The following is a 17,717-nucleotide window of genomic DNA, read 5'->3' as shown; positions in this document are numbered from 1 at the left end:
AGCTCCCGCAGGCTCCGGCTAGGAGCGGTGGCAGACGTACGCCAACGTCCCCAGCAGCAGCCGCGCCTGCGGGGGAGCGGCCGCCGTGTCCAGCACCGGGGGCCGCAGCCAGCGGACCGGGCCGAGGCCGCCGAGGTCGGAGGGCGGGGCGGTGATGTGCGTCCCCGGGCCGAGGGCGCGCAGATCGAGGCCCGCGTCGTCCCAGCCCATCCGGTAGAGCAGATCGGGCAGCTCGGCGGCGGCCCCGGGGGCGACGAAGAACTGCGCCCGCCCGGTGGGCGTCACCGCGACCGGGCCCAGCGGCAGTCCCATCCGCTCCATCCGGACCAGGGCGCGCCGCCCGGCCTGTTCCGCCACGTCCAGGACGTCGAAGGAGCGGCCCACCGGCAGCAGCATCGCGGCACCGGGCGTCTCGGCCCAGGCGTCCGCGGCGCGGTCCAGGCCGGTGCCGGCCGGGACCTCCCGGGCGAAGCCCAGCGGGTGCGCGCCCGGCGCCGGACAGGCCGGCTCGCCGCACGAGCAGGAGCCGCCCGCCGCCCGCGCCCCGGGCGTCACCGCCCAGCCCCACAGTCCCGTGTACTCGGCCACCGCCGTGCCCTCGGTGCCGCGGTGGCGCCGTCGCGCACCGGATCGCATCTCCCGGATACCGCCGATAGTGAAGCCCATGCCCCCTCCAACGGGTCCGGATCGCCGGTGGTTACGACCCGCGTTGGCCGGGTAACCCTCCGTCGCTGAAAGTCGATCGAGTGGTGTGCGCCGTGGTGCGCAAGGGAGTGCGGCACGGTGTGCGCGCCCCCGAGTGCTTCCGTCCGCTCGCCCTCGGTCCTGGTCGCTCAAGTCAAGCGCGCTCAGCGGCAGTCGGGTTCATTCGAAGGGGTGGCGAATGGTGGCGTTTCTTCAATCCCCCTCGCGGGAGGGGTGATCGTAGGATTACCGTCGGTACACGAACCCTGGGAGTATGTGCGCCGACGGGTATGCCGCGGGCAACCCGATTTCCTGTTCGATGATGTCGGTGACGCCGGCGGGTTTGAACTCCCGTACGGACGGCACCGATGCACGGCATTCTGATATTGGTTCGCGCGATGAGGTTTCGGCGGGATGGGGGCGTTCCAGTGAGTGGCAGCGGCGCAGGCGACACGGATGCCGGAAAGCGCCCCAACGGGCAGTTGGGATCATGGTTCGTGCGCAGTGGCTGGTCCAAGGGCGAGCTGGCGCGCCAGGTGAACCGGCGGGCACGGCAGATGGGCGCCCACCACATCAGCACCGACACCTCCCGGGTGCGGCGCTGGCTCGACGGTGAGCAGCCGCGTGAGCCGATCCCGCGCATCCTCTCGGAGCTCTTCTCGGAGCGCTTCGGCGCCGTCGTCGCCGTCGAGCAGCTCGGGCTGCGCACCGCCCACCAGTCCCCCTCGGTGGCCGGCGTCGACCTGCCCTGGGCCGGCCCCCAGACCGTCGCCCTGCTCAGCGAGTTCTCCCGCAGCGACCTGATGCTCGCCCGGCGCGGCTTCCTCGGCAGCTCGCTGGCGCTGGCCGCGGGGCCCGCGCTCATCGAGCCGATGCAGCGCTGGCTGGTGCCCGTCCCCGCCCAGGGCCCCGGCGAACCGGAGTCCCCGGCCGCCGCCCACCGGCCCTCCCGGCTCTCCCGGCCCGAGCTGGACCTGCTGGAGTCGACCACCGCGATGTTCCGGCAGTGGGACGCCCAGTGCGGCGGCGGACTGCGCCGCAAGGCCGTCGTCGGGCAGCTGCACGAGGTCACCGACCTGCTCCAGGAGCCCCAGCCGGGACCCACCGCCCTGCGGCTCTTCCGCTGCGCCGCCGAGCTGGCCGAGCTGGCCGGCTGGATGAGCTACGACGTCGGCCTCCAGCCCACCGCCCAGAAGTACTTCGTGCTCGCCCTGCACGCCGCCAAGGAAGCCGGCGACAAGCCGCTCGGCAGCTACATCCTGTCCAGCATGAGCCGCCAGATGATCCACCTGGGCCGACCCGACGACGCCCTGGAGCTGATCCACCTCGCGCAGTACGGCAGCCGCGACTGCGCCACCTCCCGCACCCAGGCGATGCTGTATGCGATGGAGGCCCGCGCCTACGCCAACATGGGCCAGCCCAGCAAGTGCAAGCGGGCCGTCCGGATGGCCGAGGACACCTTCCTGGACGCCGGTCTCGACGGCGAACCGGAGCCCGACTGGATCCGCTTCTTCTCCGAGGCCGAGCTGAACGGGGAGAACGCCCACTCCTACCGCGACCTGGCCTATGTCGCCGGCCGCAGCCCCACCTACGCCTCGCTCGCCCAGCCCGTCATGGACAAGGCCGTCGAGCTGTTCGGCGAGGACGACGAGCACCAGCGCTCCTACGCGCTCAACCTCATCGGCATGGCCACCGTCCACCTCCTCCAGCGCGAGCCCGAGGAGTCCACCGTGCTCGCCACCCGCGCCCTGAAGATCGCCAAGAAGGTCCGCTCCGAGCGGGTGAACACCCGCCTGCGCAAGACCGTCGACACCGCTGCCAGGGACTTCGGCGATGTCGCCGACGTCGCCCGGCTCACCGAGCTGCTCCACGAACAGCTGCCGGAGACCGCCGAAGCGGTCTGACCGGCACCCCCGGCCCCGGCCGCGGCGCCCCTTCCGTACAGCCCGACTCGGCTCCCCCATTGCCTGGTCACACGGAGGGTCGCCGTGGCCGGTTTCGTGTTTCCGGCTCCTGGGCGTTTCAACCGCACCGTATGCGGAGTGCGCTGCATGCTGGGGCCTCTCGTCCGGATCGGGCCGGGCGCGCGCGGTCCGTGATCCGGCCCGACTCGAACGAAAGACCCTAGGCGGCACACCGCACGCGCCACCCCGGATTCATTCGGCCGTAACACGCGATCCCTCTTCGTCACGCTCGCGAAACATCGTGCGGCATCCCCGGAAACGGCACTCCGCCAATCTCAGGGCCCATAACCGGCCCGCACCTTCCCAGTGGTCCCGCAGCATTCCCCCGCACGCCGCGGCCGCACCGACGACGAGGAGACGCCGATGCCCCCAGGCATCACGACGCTTGCCGCAGACGCCCCCGAGCTGTCTGCCGCCAACACCGGGTTCATGCTCATCTGCTCGGCCATGGTGATGCTCATGACCCCCGGCCTGGCCTTCTTCTACGGAGGCATGGTCCGCGTCAAGAGCACCCTCAACATGCTGATGATGAGCTTCATCAGCCTCGGGATCGTCACGATCCTGTGGGTGCTCTACGGATTCAGCCTCGCCTTCGGCTCCGACGTCGGCTCGGTCATCGGCTGGAGCTCCGACTACGTCGGCCTCAGCAACATCGGCGTCACCGAACTCTGGGACGGCTACACCATCCCGGTCTACGTCTTCGCCGTCTTCCAGCTGATGTTCGCCGTCCTCACCCCGGCCCTGATCAGCGGCGCCCTGGCCGACCGGGTCAAGTTCACGGCCTGGGCGGCGTTCATCGTCCTGTGGGTCACCGTCGTCTACTTCCCCGTCGCCCACTGGGTCTGGGGCTCCGGCGGCTGGCTCTTCGAGATGGGCGTCATCGACTTCGCCGGCGGCACGGCCGTCCACATCAACGCCGGCGCGGCGGCCCTCGGCGTCATCCTGGTCATCGGCAAGCGCATCGGCTTCAAGAAGGACCCGATGCGGCCGCACAGCCTGCCGCTCGTCATGCTCGGCGCGGCCCTCCTGTGGTTCGGCTGGTTCGGCTTCAACGCCGGATCCTGGCTCGGCAACGACGACGGCGTCGGCGCGGTCATGTTCCTCAACACGCAGGTCGCCACCGCCGCCGCCGTCCTCGGCTGGCTCGTCTACGAGAAGCTGCGCCACGGCTCCTTCACCACGCTCGGCGCCGCCTCCGGCGCGGTCGCCGGTCTCGTCGCCATCACTCCGGCGGGCGGCTCCGTCAGCCCGCTCGGCGCCATCGCGGTCGGCGCCATCGCCGGTGTCCTGTGCGCCATGGCCGTCGGCCTGAAGTACAAGTTCGGCTACGACGACTCCCTGGACGTCGTCGGCGTCCACCTCGTCGGCGGCATCATCGGCTCCATCCTGGTCGGCTTCTTCGCCACCGGCGGGGTCCAGTCCGACGCCAAGGGCCTCTTCTACGGCGGCGGCCTCGAACAGCTCGGCAAGCAGGCCGTCGGCGTCGCCGCCGTCCTCGCGTACTCTCTGGTCGTCTCCGCCCTCATCGCCCTCCTGCTCGACAAGACCATCGGGATGCGGGTCTCCGAGGACGACGAGATCTCCGGCATCGACCAGGTCGAGCACGCCGAGACGGCGTACGACTTCAGCGGCGCCGGCGGCGGCACGGTCTCCCGCACCGCCGCACCGGCCCAGGACCCGACGGCAGCACCGAAGGCAAAGAAGGTGGACGCATGAAGCTCATCACCGCGGTCGTGAAGCCCCACCGGCTGGACGAGATCAAGGAGGCCCTCCAGGCCTTCGGCGTCCAGGGGCTCACCGTCACCGAAGCCAGCGGTTACGGGCGGCAGCGCGGCCACACCGAGGTCTACCGGGGCGCCGAGTACACCGTCGACCTGGTTCCCAAGATCCGCATCGAGGTCCTCGTCGAGGACGAGGACTCCGAACAGCTCATCGAGGTCGTCGTCAAGGCCGCCCGAACCGGCAAGATCGGAGACGGCAAGGTCTGGAGCATCCCGGTCGAGACCGCCGTCCGCGTCCGGACCGGCGAGCGCGGCCCGGACGCCCTCTGACCGACGGCCCGCAAACGGAAGGCAGCTGGGTGACGAGTACCGAAGTGACCACCGAAACCGAAGGCTCGGGACCCAGCGGCTACGCGGCGGCCCGGCTGCGCCTCCTCCAGCAGGAGGCGCGGTCCGGGCCGCCGCGCCGTGCGGCCCTCGCCCGCCTCACCGACGACTGGCTCACCGGCCTGTTCACCGCCGCCGCGACCCGCGCCGGGGTGCGCGGAGCCGCCCTCGTCGCGGTCGGCGGTTACGGCCGCGGCGAACTTTCCCCGCGCAGCGACCTCGACCTGCTCCTCCTGCACGACGGCAGCGCCGACGCGGCCGCCCTCGCCGCTCTCGCCGACGCCATCTGGTATCCGGTCTGGGACCTGGGCCTGGCCCTCGACCACTCCGTACGCACCCCCGGCGAGGCCCGGAAGACGGCGGGCGAGGACCTCAAGGTCCAGCTCGGCCTGCTGGACGCCCGCCCGGTCGCCGGCGACCTCGGCCTCGTCGCCTCCCTGCGCACCGCGATCCTCGCCGACTGGCGCAACCAGGCCCCCAAACGCCTCCCCGCCCTCCACGAGCTCTGCCAGGAACGCGCGGAGCGGATGGGCGAGCTCCAGTTCCTCCTGGAACCCGATCTCAAGGAGGCCCGCGGCGGCCTCCGCGACGCCACCGCTCTGCGCGCCGTCGCCGCGTCCTGGGTCGCCGACGCCCCCCGCGAAGGCCTCGCCGAGGCCCGCCGCACCCTCCTGGACGCCCGCGACGCCCTCCACCTCACCACCGGCCGCGCCACCGACCGCCTCGCCCTCCAGGAACAGGACCAGGTCGCCGAGGCCCTCGGCCTCCTCGACGCCGACACCCTGCTGCGCAAGGTCTACGAGGCCGCCCGCACCGTCTCGTACGCCACCGACGTCACCTGGCGCGAGGTCAACCGGGTCCTGCGCGCCCGCTCGGTCCGCCCGAAGCTCCGCGCCATGCTCAGCGGCGGCCTCGGTACCAAGGCCGCCCCCGAACGCACCCCGCTCGCCGACGGAGTGGTGGACGCGGACGGCGAAGTGGTCCTCGCCCGCGCCGCCCGCCCCGAACGCGACCCGGTCCTCACCCTGCGCGCCGCGGCCGCCGCCGCCGAGGCCGGACTCCCGCTCTCCCGCCACCTCGTACGCCACCTGGCGACCACCGCCCAGCCGCTGCCGGTCCCGTGGCCCCCCGAGGCCCGCGAGGAACTCGTCACGCTGCTCGGCGCGGGGGAGGCGACCGTCGGCGTCTGGGAGGCGCTCGAAGCGGAAGGGATCATCACCCGGCTGCTGCCCGACTGGGAACGCGTCCACTGCCGCCCCCAGCGCAACCCCGTCCACACCTGGACCGTCGACCGGCACCTCGTGGAGACCGCCGTCCGCGCCGCCTCCCTCACCCGCCACGTCCACCGCCCCGACCTCCTCCTGGTCGCCGCCCTCCTCCACGACATCGGCAAGGGCTGGCCCGGCGACCACTCCGTGGCCGGCGAGGTCATCGCCCGCGACATGGCCGCCCGCATCGGCTTCGACCAACACGACGTGGGCGTCATCGCCACCCTCGTACGCCACCATCTGCTGCTCGTCGACACCGCCACCCGGCGCGACCTCGACGATCCCGCCACCGTGCATGCCGTCGCCGCCGCCGTCTCCAGCACCTCCACCCTGGAGCTGTTGCACGCCCTCACCGAGGCCGACGCGCTGGCCACCGGGCCCGCGGCCTGGAGCTCCTGGCGCGCCTCCCTCGTCGCCGACCTGGTCAAGCGGGTCGCCGCCGTCCTCGCCGGAGAGCTCCCCGACGAGCCCGAGGAGGCCGCGCCCAGCGCCGAGCACGAACGCCTGGCCGTCGAGGCGCTGCGCACCGGCGAACCCGTCCTCGCCCTGCACACCCAGTCCGAGGAGCCCGCCGGCGACGGCGAAGTGGAACCCGTCGGCGTCGAACTCCTCATCGCCCTGCCCGACCGCCCCGGCGTGCTGCCCGCCGCCGCCGGAGTCCTCGCCCTGCACCGCCTCACCGTGCGCGCCGCCGACCTGCGCGCGGTGGAGCTGCCCAACGAGGTGGGCGAATCCGCGGACCTGCTGCTGCTCAGCTGGCGGGTCGCCGCCGAGTACGGGTCCCTCCCGCAGGCCGCCCGCCTCCGCGCCGACCTCGTACGCGCCCTGGACGGCTCCCTGGACATCCGGGCCCGCCTCGCCGAGCGGGAGGCCGCCTACCCGCGCCGGCGCGGCGTGAAGGCCCCGCCGCCCCGGGTGACCGTGGCCGCCGCCGGCTCCCGCCGCGCCACCGTCATCGAGGTCCGCGCCCAGGACGCCCCCGGCCTGCTGCACCGCATCGGCCGGGCTCTGGAACAGAGCGCGGTACGGGTGCGCAGCGCCCATGTCTCGACCCTCGGCGCCAACGCCGTGGACGCCTTCTACGTCACCGGGACCGACGGCGAACCCCTGTCCCGGAGCCGGGCAGGGGAGGTTGCCGGGGAGGTCGAGAAGGCCCTCGGCTGACCCGCAGGACACCGTCCGCGAGCCCTCGCTCCCCTTCGTATCCGGGCGAGGGCTTGGTGTTCGCCGGGGGACGGATACCCTGGAGGGCGACCGACCTGCCCCGCCCCCGACCCTGAGGACCGACGAGCGCCGTGTTCGATACTCTCTCCGACCGCCTTAGCGCGACCTTCAAGAACCTCAGGGGCAAGGGCCGCTTGTCCGAGGCGGACATCGACGCCACGGCACGCGAGATCCGTATCGCCCTGCTGGAAGCCGACGTCGCCCTGCCCGTGGTCCGGGCCTTCATCGCCAACGTGAAGGAGCGGGCGCGCGGCGTCGAGGTCTCCCAGGCGCTGAACCCCGCCCAGCAGGTCGTCAAGATCGTCAACGAGGAGCTCGTCTCCATCCTCGGCGGCGAGACCCGGCGGCTGCGGTTCGCCAAGACCGCGCCCACCGTGATCATGCTCGCCGGCCTCCAGGGCGCCGGTAAGACGACGCTGGCCGGAAAGCTCGGCCTCTGGCTCAAGAGCCAGGGCCACTCCCCGCTGCTCGTCGCCTGTGACCTCCAGCGCCCCAACGCCGTCAACCAGCTCAGCGTCGTCGCCGAGCGCGCCGGTGTCGCGGTGTACGCCCCCGAGCCGGGCAACGGCGTCGGTGACCCGGTCCAGGTCGCCAAGGACTCCATGGAGTTCGCCAAGGCCAAGGTCCACGACATCGTCATCGTCGACACCGCCGGCCGCCTCGGCATCGACCAGGAGCTGATGCAGCAGGCCGCGGACATCCGCGACGCCGTCAGCCCCGACGAGATCCTCTTCGTCGTCGACGCGATGATCGGTCAGGACGCGGTCAACACCGCGGAGGCCTTCCGCGACGGCGTCGGCTTCGACGGCGTGGTGCTCTCCAAGCTCGACGGCGACGCCCGCGGCGGCGCGGCCCTGTCGATCGCCCATGTCACGGGCAAGCAGGTCATGTTCGCGTCGAACGGCGAGAAGCTGGAGGACTTCGACGCGTTCCACCCGGACCGGATGGCCTCCCGCATCCTCGACATGGGTGACCTGCTCACCCTGATCGAGCAGGCGGAGAAGACGTTCAGTCAGGAAGAGGCCGCCAAAATGGCCTCCAAGCTGTCGTCGAGCAAGGGCGGCAAGGACTTCACGCTCGACGACTTCCTGTCCCAGATGGAACAGGTCCGCAAGATGGGCTCCATCTCCAAGCTGCTCGGGATGCTGCCCGGCATGGGGCAGATCAAGGACCAGATCAACAACATCGACGAGCGCGACATCGACCGCACCGCCGCGATCATCAAGTCGATGACCCCCAAGGAGCGCGCCGAGCCGACGCTCATCAACGGCTCGCGCCGGGCCCGTATCGCCAAGGGCTCGGGCGTCGAGGTCTCCGCGGTCAAGAGCCTCGTGGAGCGCTTCTTCGAGGCCCGCAAGATGATGTCGAAGATGGCCCAGGGCGGCGGCATGCCCGGGATGCCGGGGATGCCCGGCATGGGCGGCGGCCCCGGCCGTCAGAAGAAGCAGATCAAGCAGGCCAAGGGCAAGCGCAAGAGCGGCAACCCGATGAAGCGCAAGGCCGAGGAGGCCGCCGCCGCCGAACGCCGCGAGCAGGCGGGCCAGGGCGGCGCGTTCGGTCTGCCCGCCCAGGAGGACAAGAACTTCGAGCTGCCGGACGAGTTCAAGAAGTTCATGTAGCGGAACCGATCGCCACGCGTAAGGGGCGCCCTCTCTGGAGGGCGCCCCTTACGCATGCGGTGACGTCGTCCGCTCAGGTCACGCAGACCAGATAGCGGAAGACGTTCGGCATCCACACCGTGCCGTCCTGCCGCCGGTACGGATGCAGGGCCTCCGCGACCTCCTTCTCGACCTGGGAGCGGTCCGTGGCCCGGACGGCGGCGTCGAAGAGCCCGGTGGACAGGAGTCCGCGCACCGCGCTGCCCACGTCCGCGTAGCCGAACGGGCAGGACACCCGGCCCGAACCGTCCGGCTTCAGCCCGGCGCGCGCCGCCACATCCTCCAGATCGTCCCGGAGCGTGGGCCGCCACCGGCCCGGATCCGTACGCGGCGGACGCGCGGACTCCGCGAGCCGGGCGGCCACCCGCAGCACCGCGGCCGTGGCGCAGCGCTCCGGCGGACCCCAGCCGGTCAGCACCACGGTGGCGCCCCGGACGGCCAGCGGCACCGCGGACCGCAGCGCCGGGTCGAGCCCTTCGGAGTCCCCGGCCGCACAGCCGATCGGCTCGAAGACCGTGATCAGGTTGTACGGAGCGCCGTCCGCGCCCGCCGGCCGCCCGTCCTCCAGCAGCCGGGCCCGGCGGTGGGCCCCGTGCGCGGAGTGCGCGGGCGCGTCGTCCCAGCCGGCGTCGGGCAGCAGCCGGGCGCGGGCCAGGGCCAGGCGCTCCCGGTCGGAGTCCACACCCGTGACATGCGCCCCCCGGGCCGCCGCGACGAGCATCGCGAGGCCGGAGCCGCAGCCGAGGGACAGCATCCGGGTGGCGGCCCCGACTTCCATCCGGTCGTACACCGCCTCGTACAGCGGCGCGAGCATGCGTTCCTGGATCTCGGCCCAGTCACGTGCGCGGGTACCGGCGTCCGCCGGCGCGGAGGGATCCGCGTCCAGGTGGTTCCGGACGAGCGTTGGTGTCATGGAAAGTGCCCCAATCCGCCAGGAGGTCGGTCGTGCCCGAGTGGACGTCCCCCGTGTGCGTGTGTTCCGCACCCCCGTAGCCAGAGAACTGCGCATCCGCCGTTCCGTCCAGGGGTTGTGGAGCAGTGCTTGTGTGCCCCGGTCGTGCGCCCCGTCCCACGTCTGCTCTCCGACCCAGTCTTACCCGACACTCCGCGCCGGGCACGTCGAGCGGCGCGGCGGGTAGTCTCGCGGGCGGATTCGTCAGGACCGGAGGCCGCCCGCGCTCCTCACATCCCCGGCCCCGGGCGCACCGCACGCTGTGCACCACCTTGGTGTGAGCTGTGCGTCTTCTCCGCAGTTCTGCGCACCCGCCCTCGTCCGGACGCATCAAGGGCAACTGACTGGTACGTGCAAATTATTTGGGATGCCCCGGAATAGGAACACCGGGGCACTCGGGCTCGTTGTCACGACGTGAGCACGACACCACCTGTACTTGCCGCAGAGCTGGCACAGGCGTGGGCCGACATTCAGCGGTACCACGCCGAGCTGCCCGATCTTGCCGCGCCCGAGTCCCTGATCGGAGAGTCCTCGTCCGCCTGTGGCGCCGAGCTCTCCTTCGAGCGACTGCTCCACGAGGCAGTCCACGGCATCGCCGCCGCGAGAGGTGTCCGCGACACCTCCCGCGCCGGCCGCTACCACAACCGACGTTTCCTCGCGATCGCCGAGGAGCTGGGCCTCGATCACGCCGAGGAACCCCACCCCAGCAGCGGATTCTCGCTGGTCACGCTGAATCCGGAAGCCAAGCGCCGGTACCGTCCGACCACCGAACGGCTGCAGCGCGCCCTCAAGGCGCACACGGTCGCCACCGCCGCCGACACCAAGCGCTCCTTCCGCGGACCTGCCGCCCGGCACGGTTCCTCCGGGGGCGGTGTGCGGGTCAAGGCCGTCTGCGACTGCGGACGCAACGTCCGCGTCGTCCCGTCGGTCCTGGCGCAGGCGCCGATCGTCTGCGGCGGCTGCGGCAAGCCGTTCCGGATTCCGGAAGCGGCGGTCGCGGTGGGGTGAGCCGACGGCGTGTGGCACAATGGCTAGCTGTACTCGACAGTCGCACAGGACCCCTCTCTCCTCCGGCTGACGCGTCCATCGGGCACTCCGAGTACCGCAACCCCACGTGGCATCTAGTTGTGCCCAACCACGTCATAGACCAGGAGACACCACTTCCGTGGCAGTCAAGATCAAGCTGAAGCGTCTGGGCAAGATCCGTTCGCCTCACTACCGCATCGTCGTCGCCGACTCCCGTACCCGCCGTGATGGCCGGGCCATCGAGGAGATCGGCCTGTACCACCCGGTGCAGAACCCCTCGCGCATCGAGGTCAACGCAGAGCGCGCGCAGTACTGGCTGTCCGTCGGCGCCCAGCCGACCGAGCCCGTCCTCGCGATCCTGAAGCTCACCGGTGACTGGCAGGCCCACAAGGGCCTCCCGGCCCCCGCGCCGCTGCTGCAGCCGGAGCCCAAGGCTGACAAGCGCGCGCTGTTCGAGGCGCTGTCCTCGGACGGCGACGAGGCCAAGGGTGAGGCCATCACCCCCAAGGCCAAGAAGTCCGACAAGAAGGCGGACGAGGCGGCTGAGGCCCCCGCGTCCACCGAGTCGACCGAGGCCTGAGCATGCTCGAGGAGGCTCTCGAGCACCTCGTGAAGGGCATCGTCGACAACCCCGACGACGTGCAGGTTGCCGAGCGCACCCTGCGTCGCGGACGCGTGCTGGAGGTCCGGGTCCACCCCGACGACCTCGGCAAGGTGATCGGCCGTAACGGCCGCACCGCTCGCGCTCTGCGCACGGTCGTGGGTGCCATCGGCGGCCGTGGGATCCGCGTCGACCTCGTCGATGTGGACCAGGTTCGCTGATAAGCGAGTTGAACACCGGCCAGGGCCGGGGAGGGCCTTCGGGCCGTCCCCGGCCTTTGTCGTCGGCCACCCGGACGTTTCCGCGACAGGTCGACGTCCGCACCCCATCAATCGGAGAACAGCGTGCAGTTGGTAGTCGCGCGGATCGGTCGCGCCCACGGCATCAAGGGCGAGGTCACCGTCGAGGTACGAACGGACGAGCCGGAGCTGCGGCTCGGACCCGGTGCCGTCCTGGCCACCGAACCGGCGGAGACGGGCCCGCTGACGATCGAGACGGGCCGGGTCCACAGCGGCAGGCTCCTGCTGCGCTTCGAGGGGGTGCGCGACCGCACCGCCGCGGAGGCGCTGCGCAACACCCTGCTGATCGCCGACGTGGACCCGGAGGAGCTCCCCGAGGACCCCGAGGAGTTCTACGACCACCAGCTGATCGACCTCGACGTGGTGCTCGCCGACGGCACCGCGATCGGCCGGATCACCGAGATCTCCCATCTGCCCTCGCAGGACCTGTTCATCGTGGAGCGCCCCGACGGCAGCGAGGTGATGATCCCCTTCGTGGAGGAGATCGTCACCGGGATCGACCTGGAGGAGCAGCGCGCGGTCATCACCCCGCCGCCCGGCCTGATCGACGAGAGCGAGGCCGTGGTGGCCTCCTCCCGCGACGAGGAAGAGGCCGCCGGGGACACGGGCGGGGCGCCGAAGGGCGACGCCTGATGCGACTCGACGTCGTCACGATCTTCCCGGAGTACCTGGAACCGTTGAACGTCTCCCTCGTCGGCAAGGCCCGTGCCCGCGGCGTGCTGGACGTCCACGTGCACGACCTGCGGGAGTGGACGCACGACCGGCACAACACGGTCGACGACACCCCGTACGGCGGCGGCCCCGGCATGGTCATGAAGACCGAGCCCTGGGGCGAGGCGCTGGACGACGCGCTGGCCGACGGCTACGAGGCCGGGGCGGGTTCCCCGGTGCTCGTCGTGCCCACGCCCAGCGGTCGCCCGTTCACCCAGGAACTGGCCGTCGAACTCTCCGCCGAGCCCTGGCTGGTCTTCACCCCGGCGCGGTACGAGGGCATCGACCGCCGGGTGATCGACGAGTACGCCACCCGGCTGCGGGTCGTCGAGGTCTCCATCGGCGACTACGTGCTGGCCGGCGGCGAGGCGGCCGTCCTGGTGATCACCGAGGCCGTGGCCCGGCTGCTGCCCGGCGTCCTCGGCAACGCCGAGTCCCACCGGGACGACTCCTTCGCCCCCGGCGCGATGGCGAACCTCCTGGAGGGGCCCGTCTACACCAAGCCGCCCGAGTGGCGCGGCCGGTCGATCCCGGACGTCCTGCTCAGCGGCCATCACGGCAGGATCGCACGCTGGCGGCGGGACCAGGCCTTCGCCCGCACCGCCCTCAACCGGCCCGATCTGATCGAGCGGTGCGAGGCGGGCGCCTTCGACAAGAAGGACCGCGAGATCCTCTCCATCCTCGGCTTCGCGCCGGAGCCCGGCGGCCGATTTTGGCGCAGGCCCACCGGCGTGGAAGAATAGGCCGCTGCTGTACGTCCGGAGTGCGCCCCTGCCACAGGGGGAAAGACGCCCGCCCGACGCGATCAGCACTCCGAACTCCTCAACGACATGCCGTCGATGACCTGTGGCATCGGCGAAGAAAGCAGAAACCATGGCTTCCCTGCTCGATGGCGTCAACGCCGCCACCCTCCGTTCGGACGTCCCGGCGTTCCGCCCCGGTGACACCGTCAACGTCCACGTGCGCGTGATCGAGGGCAACCGCTCCCGTATCCAGCAGTTCAAGGGTGTTGTCATCCGCCGCCAGGGCTCGGGCGTCAGCGAGACCTTCACGGTCCGCAAGGTCTCCTTCAGCGTCGGCGTCGAGCGCACCTTCCCGGTGCACAGCCCGATCTTCGAGAAGATCGAGCTCGTCACCCGCGGTGACGTCCGTCGCGCCAAGCTGTACTTCCTCCGTGAGCTGCGCGGCAAGGCCGCGAAGATCAAGGAGAAGCGCGACAACTGAGCTGCCGCCCGCGTCCACAGGACGGCCGGATAAGCTTCGGCCGCGATGGACACGCAAGCACAGCACTCGGAGCGCGACCGCTCCTCGGAACCCGAAGCGGGGTCCGGGGAGGGGTCGCGCTTTTCGCGTACGCGGGCCCGTGCCGCCGCTGTGCTGTCCTGGCGGCGGGTGCTCGCCGGTGCGGTCGTGGCCACCCTCGTCCTGCTGCTGTTCAGCTCCTACGTGGTCCAGCCCTTCCTGATCCCCAGCCGCTCGATGGAGCCCACCCTGCAGGTCGGGGACCGGGTCCTGGTCAACAAGCTGGCGTACCGGTTCGGCGCGGAACCCGAGCGCGGCGACGTGGTGGTCTTCGACGGCACCGGCTCGTTCGTGCAGGAGGACCTCGACGCGAACCCCCTGGCCGGCCTGGCGCGCGGGGCGGCGGCCTCCCTGGGGCTCGCCGAGCCCGCCGACACCGACTTCGTGAAGCGGGTGGTCGGCACGGGCGGGGACCGCGTCGTCTGCTGCGACGCGCGGGGAAGGCTCGCGGTCAACGGCGCGACGGTGGACGAGCCTTATCTGTACCCCGGCGACACCGCTTCCCGGGCGCCCTTCGACATCGTGGTGCCCGCCGGCACCCTGTGGATGATGGGCGACCATCGCAGCCGCTCCAGCGACTCACGGGACCATCTCGGGTCGCCCGGCGGCGGGATGGTTCCCGTCGAGCGGGTGACCGGACGGGTGGACTGGCTCGGCTGGCCGCCGGCCCGTACGGGTTCGCTGGAGGGGACCGGCGCCTTCGACGGCATACGGGCGCCCGGCGGGGCGCATGGGTAACCGCGGACGTCCGCGCGGCGCACCCGACCCCGAGGCCTCCCTGCCGACCGGGACCAGGCCGACCGGGCCGCGCTCCCTGCCCACCCGGGCCGAGCGCCGCCGGCTCGCCAAGAAGGTCCGGCGCAAGCGCCGCAGGTCGGCGGTGAAGGAGATACCCGTCCTCATCGTCGTGGCGCTGCTGATCGCGCTCGTCCTGAAGACGTTCCTGGTCCAGGCGTTCGTCATCCCGTCCGGGTCGATGGAGCAGACCATCCGGATCGGTGACCGGGTGCTGGTGGACAAGCTGACCCCGTGGTTCGGATCGAAGCCGCAGCGCGGCGACGTCGTGGTGTTCAAGGACCCCGGCGGCTGGCTCCAGCAGGAGAACCCCGGGCAGCAGAAGGACCCGCCGATCGGCGTCAAGCAGGTCACCGAGGTGCTGACCTTCATCGGGCTGCTGCCGTCCGACGACGAACAGGACCTGATCAAGCGGGTCATCGCGGTCGGCGGCGACACCGTGAAGTGCTGTGGCGAGGACGGCCGGATCACGGTCAACGGCGTACCGCTGGCCGAGACCTACCTGCACCCCGACGACCGTCCCTCGACCATCCCGTTCGAGGTGAAGGTCCCCGAGGGCCGGCTGTTCGTGATGGGGGACCACCGCTCCGACTCCGCCGACTCCCGCTTCCACCTCAACGAGCCCGACCGGGGCACGGTCTCCGAGACGGAGGTCGTGGGGCGGGCCGTCGTGATCGCCTGGCCGTTCGGCCACTGGAGCACCCTGGAAGAACGCGACGCCTTCACCGCGGTCCCGGACTCACGGGCATCGGAGGCAGCGGCTCCGGCCCCGTCGAATAGTGTGGCACCTCCGGATCGCGACGGAATGGTCCGGCTCCCGACCCCTGCGGAACTCCCGCTCGTTATGGGAGTGGTGGGCCTGCACCGGATCGGGCGCGGGCAGTGGCACGTATTGAGGAGTGGATGTGGGGGATTTGGCGGTCGGCGCACGATCCGGACACGACGAACCCGAGGACCGGCCGGAGCGCGACGAGTCTCCCGAGGCCGGGGCGGCGATCCCGCCGGAGGGTGACGGCGACACCCCTGGCGACGACGGTGGCAAGCCTCCCAGGAGGCAGCGTTCCTTCTGGCTGGAGCTGCCGCTGCTCGTCGGCATCGCCCTGGTTCTGGCGCTGCTGATCAAGACGTTCCTGGTCCAGGCGTTCTCGATCCCCTCGGACTCCATGCAGAACACCCTGCAGCGGGGTGACCGGGTGCTGGTCGACAAGCTGACCCCGTGGTTCGGCTCGGAGCCGGAGCGCGGCGAGGTCGTGGTCTTCCACGACCCGGGCGGCTGGCTGGAGGACACCGCGACCCCGGAGCCCAACGCGGTGCAGAAGTTCCTGAGCTTCATCGGCCTGATGCCGTCCTCCGAGGAGAAGGACCTGATCAAGCGGGTCATCGCGGTCGGCGGCGACACCGTGGAGTGCAAGGAGAACGGGCCGGTCACGGTCAACGGGAAGAGCCTGGACGAGAAGTCGTTCATCTTCCCGGGGAACACCCCCTGCAACGACAAGCCCTTCGGCCCGATCAAGGTGCCGGACGGCCGGATCTTCGTCATGGGCGACCACCGGCAGAACTCCCTGGACTCGCGCTACCACCAGGAACTCCCGGGACAGGGCACGGTCTCCACGGACGAGGTCGTCGGCCGCGCCGTGGTCGTCGCCTGGCCGCTGGGCCGCTGGGCGACCCTTCCGGTCCCCGGCACCTTCGACCAGCCCGGTCTGAACGCGGCCGCCGCGATGGCCCCGGCGGCACTGGGCGTAGCCGGAGCGGTGCCCCTCGTGTTGTGGCGCCGCCGGAGGCTGACCGCCGGGCGTACCGCCGGGTAGGGTGCCGACTCGGATCAGCGATTGTCGATCTCCGACGGGGGAGCGCTGGGATGAGCGGTACAGGACGCAAGGAAGACGGCCGCGGCCGGCTCGGCACCATGGTGTCGGGCCTGGCCGTGGCCGTCGGCTGTGTGCTCTTCCTCGGCGGTTTCGTCTGGGCGGCGGTGGTCTACCAGCCGTACACGGTTCCGACCGCCTCGATGTCCCCCACGGTGAACCCCGGTGACCGGGTGCTCGCCGAGCGGATAGACGGCGCCGAGGTCCGGCGCGGTGACGTGGTGGTCTTCACCGACCAGGTCTGGGGCGCCACACCGATGGTGAAGCGCGTCGTCGGGATCGGTGGCGACAAGGTGGCCTGCTGCGACAAGGAAGGACGGCTCACCGTCAACGGGACCCCCGTCGACGAGCCGTATCTCGACCGGGGCCCGGCCGCCCCGGGAAAGCGTGCGCCCGCCTCGCCCCAGGACTTCTCCGCCACCGTGCCCCGGGGCCAGATCTTCCTGCTCGGCGACGAACGGGCCACCTCCCTGGACTCCCGGGTCCACCTGCAGGACGCCGGCGAGGGCTCCGTGCCGCTGAGCGCCGTGCAGGCCCGGGTGGACGCGGTCGCCTGGCCGATGAACGGCATGATCGGCAGGCCCGCATCGTTCGCCGCGCTGCCCGGCGGAGTGTCCGCCGCAGGGCCCCTGCCGCTCCAGCTGGGCGCGATCGTGGTGGGAGTGGCACTGATCCTCGCCGGTGCGGTGTACGGGCCTGTGGCGGCGCGCCTCGCCCGTCGTGGGACGGCCCCCGGCGGGGCCCGATGACCTCCGGGGCCCGCCGGGTCGCCCGGGTGGTCCTCCTGGACCCCGACGACCGCGTTCTGCTGCTGCACGGGCACGAGCCGGACGACCGGGCCGACCACTGGTGGTTCACCCCGGGCGGCGGTCTCGAAGGCGACGAGACCCGGGAGCAGGCGGCCCGCCGCGAGCTCGCCGAGGAGACCGGCATCACGGACATCGAGCTGGGCCCGCTCCTGTGGACGCGGATCTGCTCCTTCCCGTTCGACGGGCGGCGCTGGGACCAGGACGAGTGGTACTACCTGGCCCGTACGGCGCAGACCGCCACCTCCCCGCAGGGCCTCACCGACCTGGAACTGCGCAGCGTCGCCGGTCTGAGGTGGTGGACTTCCGCCGAACTGCTGGCGACGCGTGAGACGGTGTACCCGACCAGACTCGCCGAGCTGCTGCGCAGGCTCCTCGACGAGGGTCCCCCGCGTGATCCGCTGGTTCTGGCCCCCGAAATCGTCTAATCGTTCAGGGGCGCCGGAGGCTG

At 71.6% G+C, this 17,717-nt stretch carries 18 protein-coding genes; 16 read left to right on the top strand and 2 right to left on the bottom strand.

Annotated elements, in window-relative coordinates:
- Positions 1–18: 18 nt before the first annotated feature.
- Positions 19–666: a bifunctional DNA primase/polymerase gene (locus ACH4UK_RS07450; protein WP_398355056.1), complete on the bottom strand. Its 648-nt coding sequence runs from the start codon at positions 664–666 to the stop codon at positions 19–21.
- Positions 667–1,112: 446 nt separating this feature from the next.
- Between ACH4UK_RS07450 and ACH4UK_RS07445 the strand changes: the two genes are divergently transcribed.
- The 5 genes from ACH4UK_RS07445 (at position 1,113) to ffh (ending at position 8,867) form a co-directional block, all read left to right on the top strand.
- Positions 1,113–2,588 (top strand): hypothetical protein, encoded by a 1,476-nt coding sequence (locus tag ACH4UK_RS07445; RefSeq protein WP_398355055.1) that lies wholly within the window; start codon positions 1,113–1,115, stop codon positions 2,586–2,588.
- 423 nt (positions 2,589–3,011) lie between these two features.
- Positions 3,012–4,364 (top strand): ammonium transporter, encoded by a 1,353-nt coding sequence (locus ACH4UK_RS07440; RefSeq protein WP_398355053.1) that lies wholly within the window; start codon positions 3,012–3,014, stop codon positions 4,362–4,364.
- Entirely contained in the window at positions 4,361–4,699 is a 339-nt protein-coding gene (locus ACH4UK_RS07435; RefSeq protein WP_398355051.1) for a P-II family nitrogen regulator, read from the top strand. The genes ACH4UK_RS07440 and ACH4UK_RS07435 overlap by 4 nt, the downstream gene beginning before the upstream one ends.
- 29 nt (positions 4,700–4,728) lie before the next feature.
- Positions 4,729–7,188, top strand: coding sequence for a [protein-PII] uridylyltransferase (locus ACH4UK_RS07430; RefSeq protein ID WP_398355050.1), 2,460 nt, complete (start codon positions 4,729–4,731; stop codon positions 7,186–7,188).
- Between the two features lie 131 nt (positions 7,189–7,319).
- The gene (ffh, locus tag ACH4UK_RS07425; protein ID WP_398355048.1) at positions 7,320–8,867 is read left to right on the top strand and encodes a signal recognition particle protein; all 1,548 of its coding nucleotides are present in this window, start codon (positions 7,320–7,322) and stop codon (positions 8,865–8,867) included.
- A 73-nt stretch (positions 8,868–8,940) separates the two neighbouring features.
- On the opposite strand, the gene ACH4UK_RS07420 is transcribed toward ffh, so the two are convergent.
- Entirely contained in the window at positions 8,941–9,819 is an 879-nt protein-coding gene (locus ACH4UK_RS07420; RefSeq protein WP_398355047.1) for a methyltransferase domain-containing protein, read from the bottom strand.
- 453 nt (positions 9,820–10,272) lie between these two features.
- On the opposite strand from ACH4UK_RS07420, the gene ACH4UK_RS07415 reads away from it, so the two are divergent.
- From ACH4UK_RS07415 to ACH4UK_RS07365, 11 genes are all read left to right on the top strand, one after another.
- The gene (locus tag ACH4UK_RS07415; RefSeq protein WP_398355046.1) at positions 10,273–10,866 is read left to right on the top strand and encodes a hypothetical protein; all 594 of its coding nucleotides are present in this window, start codon (positions 10,273–10,275) and stop codon (positions 10,864–10,866) included.
- 157 nt (positions 10,867–11,023) lie between these two features.
- Positions 11,024–11,464, top strand: a complete 441-nt coding sequence (rpsP, locus tag ACH4UK_RS07410; protein ID WP_215108526.1) for a 30S ribosomal protein S16 — start codon at positions 11,024–11,026, stop codon at positions 11,462–11,464.
- 2 nt (positions 11,465–11,466) lie between these two features.
- Positions 11,467–11,706: an RNA-binding protein gene (locus ACH4UK_RS07405; protein WP_003965959.1), complete on the top strand. Its 240-nt coding sequence runs from the start codon at positions 11,467–11,469 to the stop codon at positions 11,704–11,706.
- 123 nt (positions 11,707–11,829) lie between these two features.
- A complete protein-coding gene (rimM, locus tag ACH4UK_RS07400; RefSeq protein WP_398355045.1) occupies positions 11,830–12,417 on the top strand; it encodes a ribosome maturation factor RimM in 588 nt (195 codons plus the stop codon).
- Positions 12,417–13,238 carry a tRNA (guanosine(37)-N1)-methyltransferase TrmD gene (trmD, locus tag ACH4UK_RS07395; protein ID WP_398355044.1) on the top strand — a complete coding sequence of 274 codons (822 nt, stop codon included), beginning with the start codon at positions 12,417–12,419 and terminating at the stop codon, positions 13,236–13,238. The genes rimM and trmD overlap by 1 nt, the downstream gene beginning before the upstream one ends.
- 130 nt (positions 13,239–13,368) lie before the next feature.
- Positions 13,369–13,719 (top strand): 50S ribosomal protein L19, encoded by a 351-nt coding sequence (rplS, locus tag ACH4UK_RS07390; RefSeq protein WP_003965955.1) that lies wholly within the window; start codon positions 13,369–13,371, stop codon positions 13,717–13,719.
- Positions 13,720–13,764: 45 nt separating this feature from the next.
- Positions 13,765–14,535 (top strand): signal peptidase I, encoded by a 771-nt coding sequence (gene lepB, locus ACH4UK_RS07385; protein WP_398355043.1) that lies wholly within the window; start codon positions 13,765–13,767, stop codon positions 14,533–14,535.
- The gene (lepB, locus tag ACH4UK_RS07380) at positions 14,528–15,604 is read left to right on the top strand and encodes a signal peptidase I (RefSeq protein ID WP_398355042.1); all 1,077 of its coding nucleotides are present in this window, start codon (positions 14,528–14,530) and stop codon (positions 15,602–15,604) included. Before lepB (ACH4UK_RS07385) ends, lepB (ACH4UK_RS07380) begins: the two co-directional genes overlap by 8 nt.
- Positions 15,507–16,403, top strand: a complete 897-nt coding sequence (lepB, locus tag ACH4UK_RS07375; protein WP_398355698.1) for a signal peptidase I — start codon at positions 15,507–15,509, stop codon at positions 16,401–16,403. Before lepB (ACH4UK_RS07380) ends, lepB (ACH4UK_RS07375) begins: the two co-directional genes overlap by 98 nt.
- A 50-nt stretch (positions 16,404–16,453) precedes the next feature.
- A complete protein-coding gene (lepB, locus tag ACH4UK_RS07370) occupies positions 16,454–17,209 on the top strand; it encodes a signal peptidase I (RefSeq protein ID WP_398355041.1) in 756 nt (251 codons plus the stop codon).
- Positions 17,206–17,694: an NUDIX hydrolase gene (locus tag ACH4UK_RS07365; RefSeq protein WP_398355040.1), complete on the top strand. Its 489-nt coding sequence runs from the start codon at positions 17,206–17,208 to the stop codon at positions 17,692–17,694. Before lepB (ACH4UK_RS07370) ends, ACH4UK_RS07365 begins: the two co-directional genes overlap by 4 nt.
- Positions 17,695–17,717: the final 23 nt, after the last annotated feature.

Origin of the sequence: Streptomyces sp. NPDC020884, from assembly GCF_044333935.1 — a bacterium.
Taxonomy (GTDB): domain Bacteria; phylum Actinomycetota; class Actinomycetes; order Streptomycetales; family Streptomycetaceae; genus Streptomyces.
The sequence above is the reverse complement of the archived record's forward strand: the minus strand, read 5'-3'. Positions and strand labels throughout refer to the sequence as shown.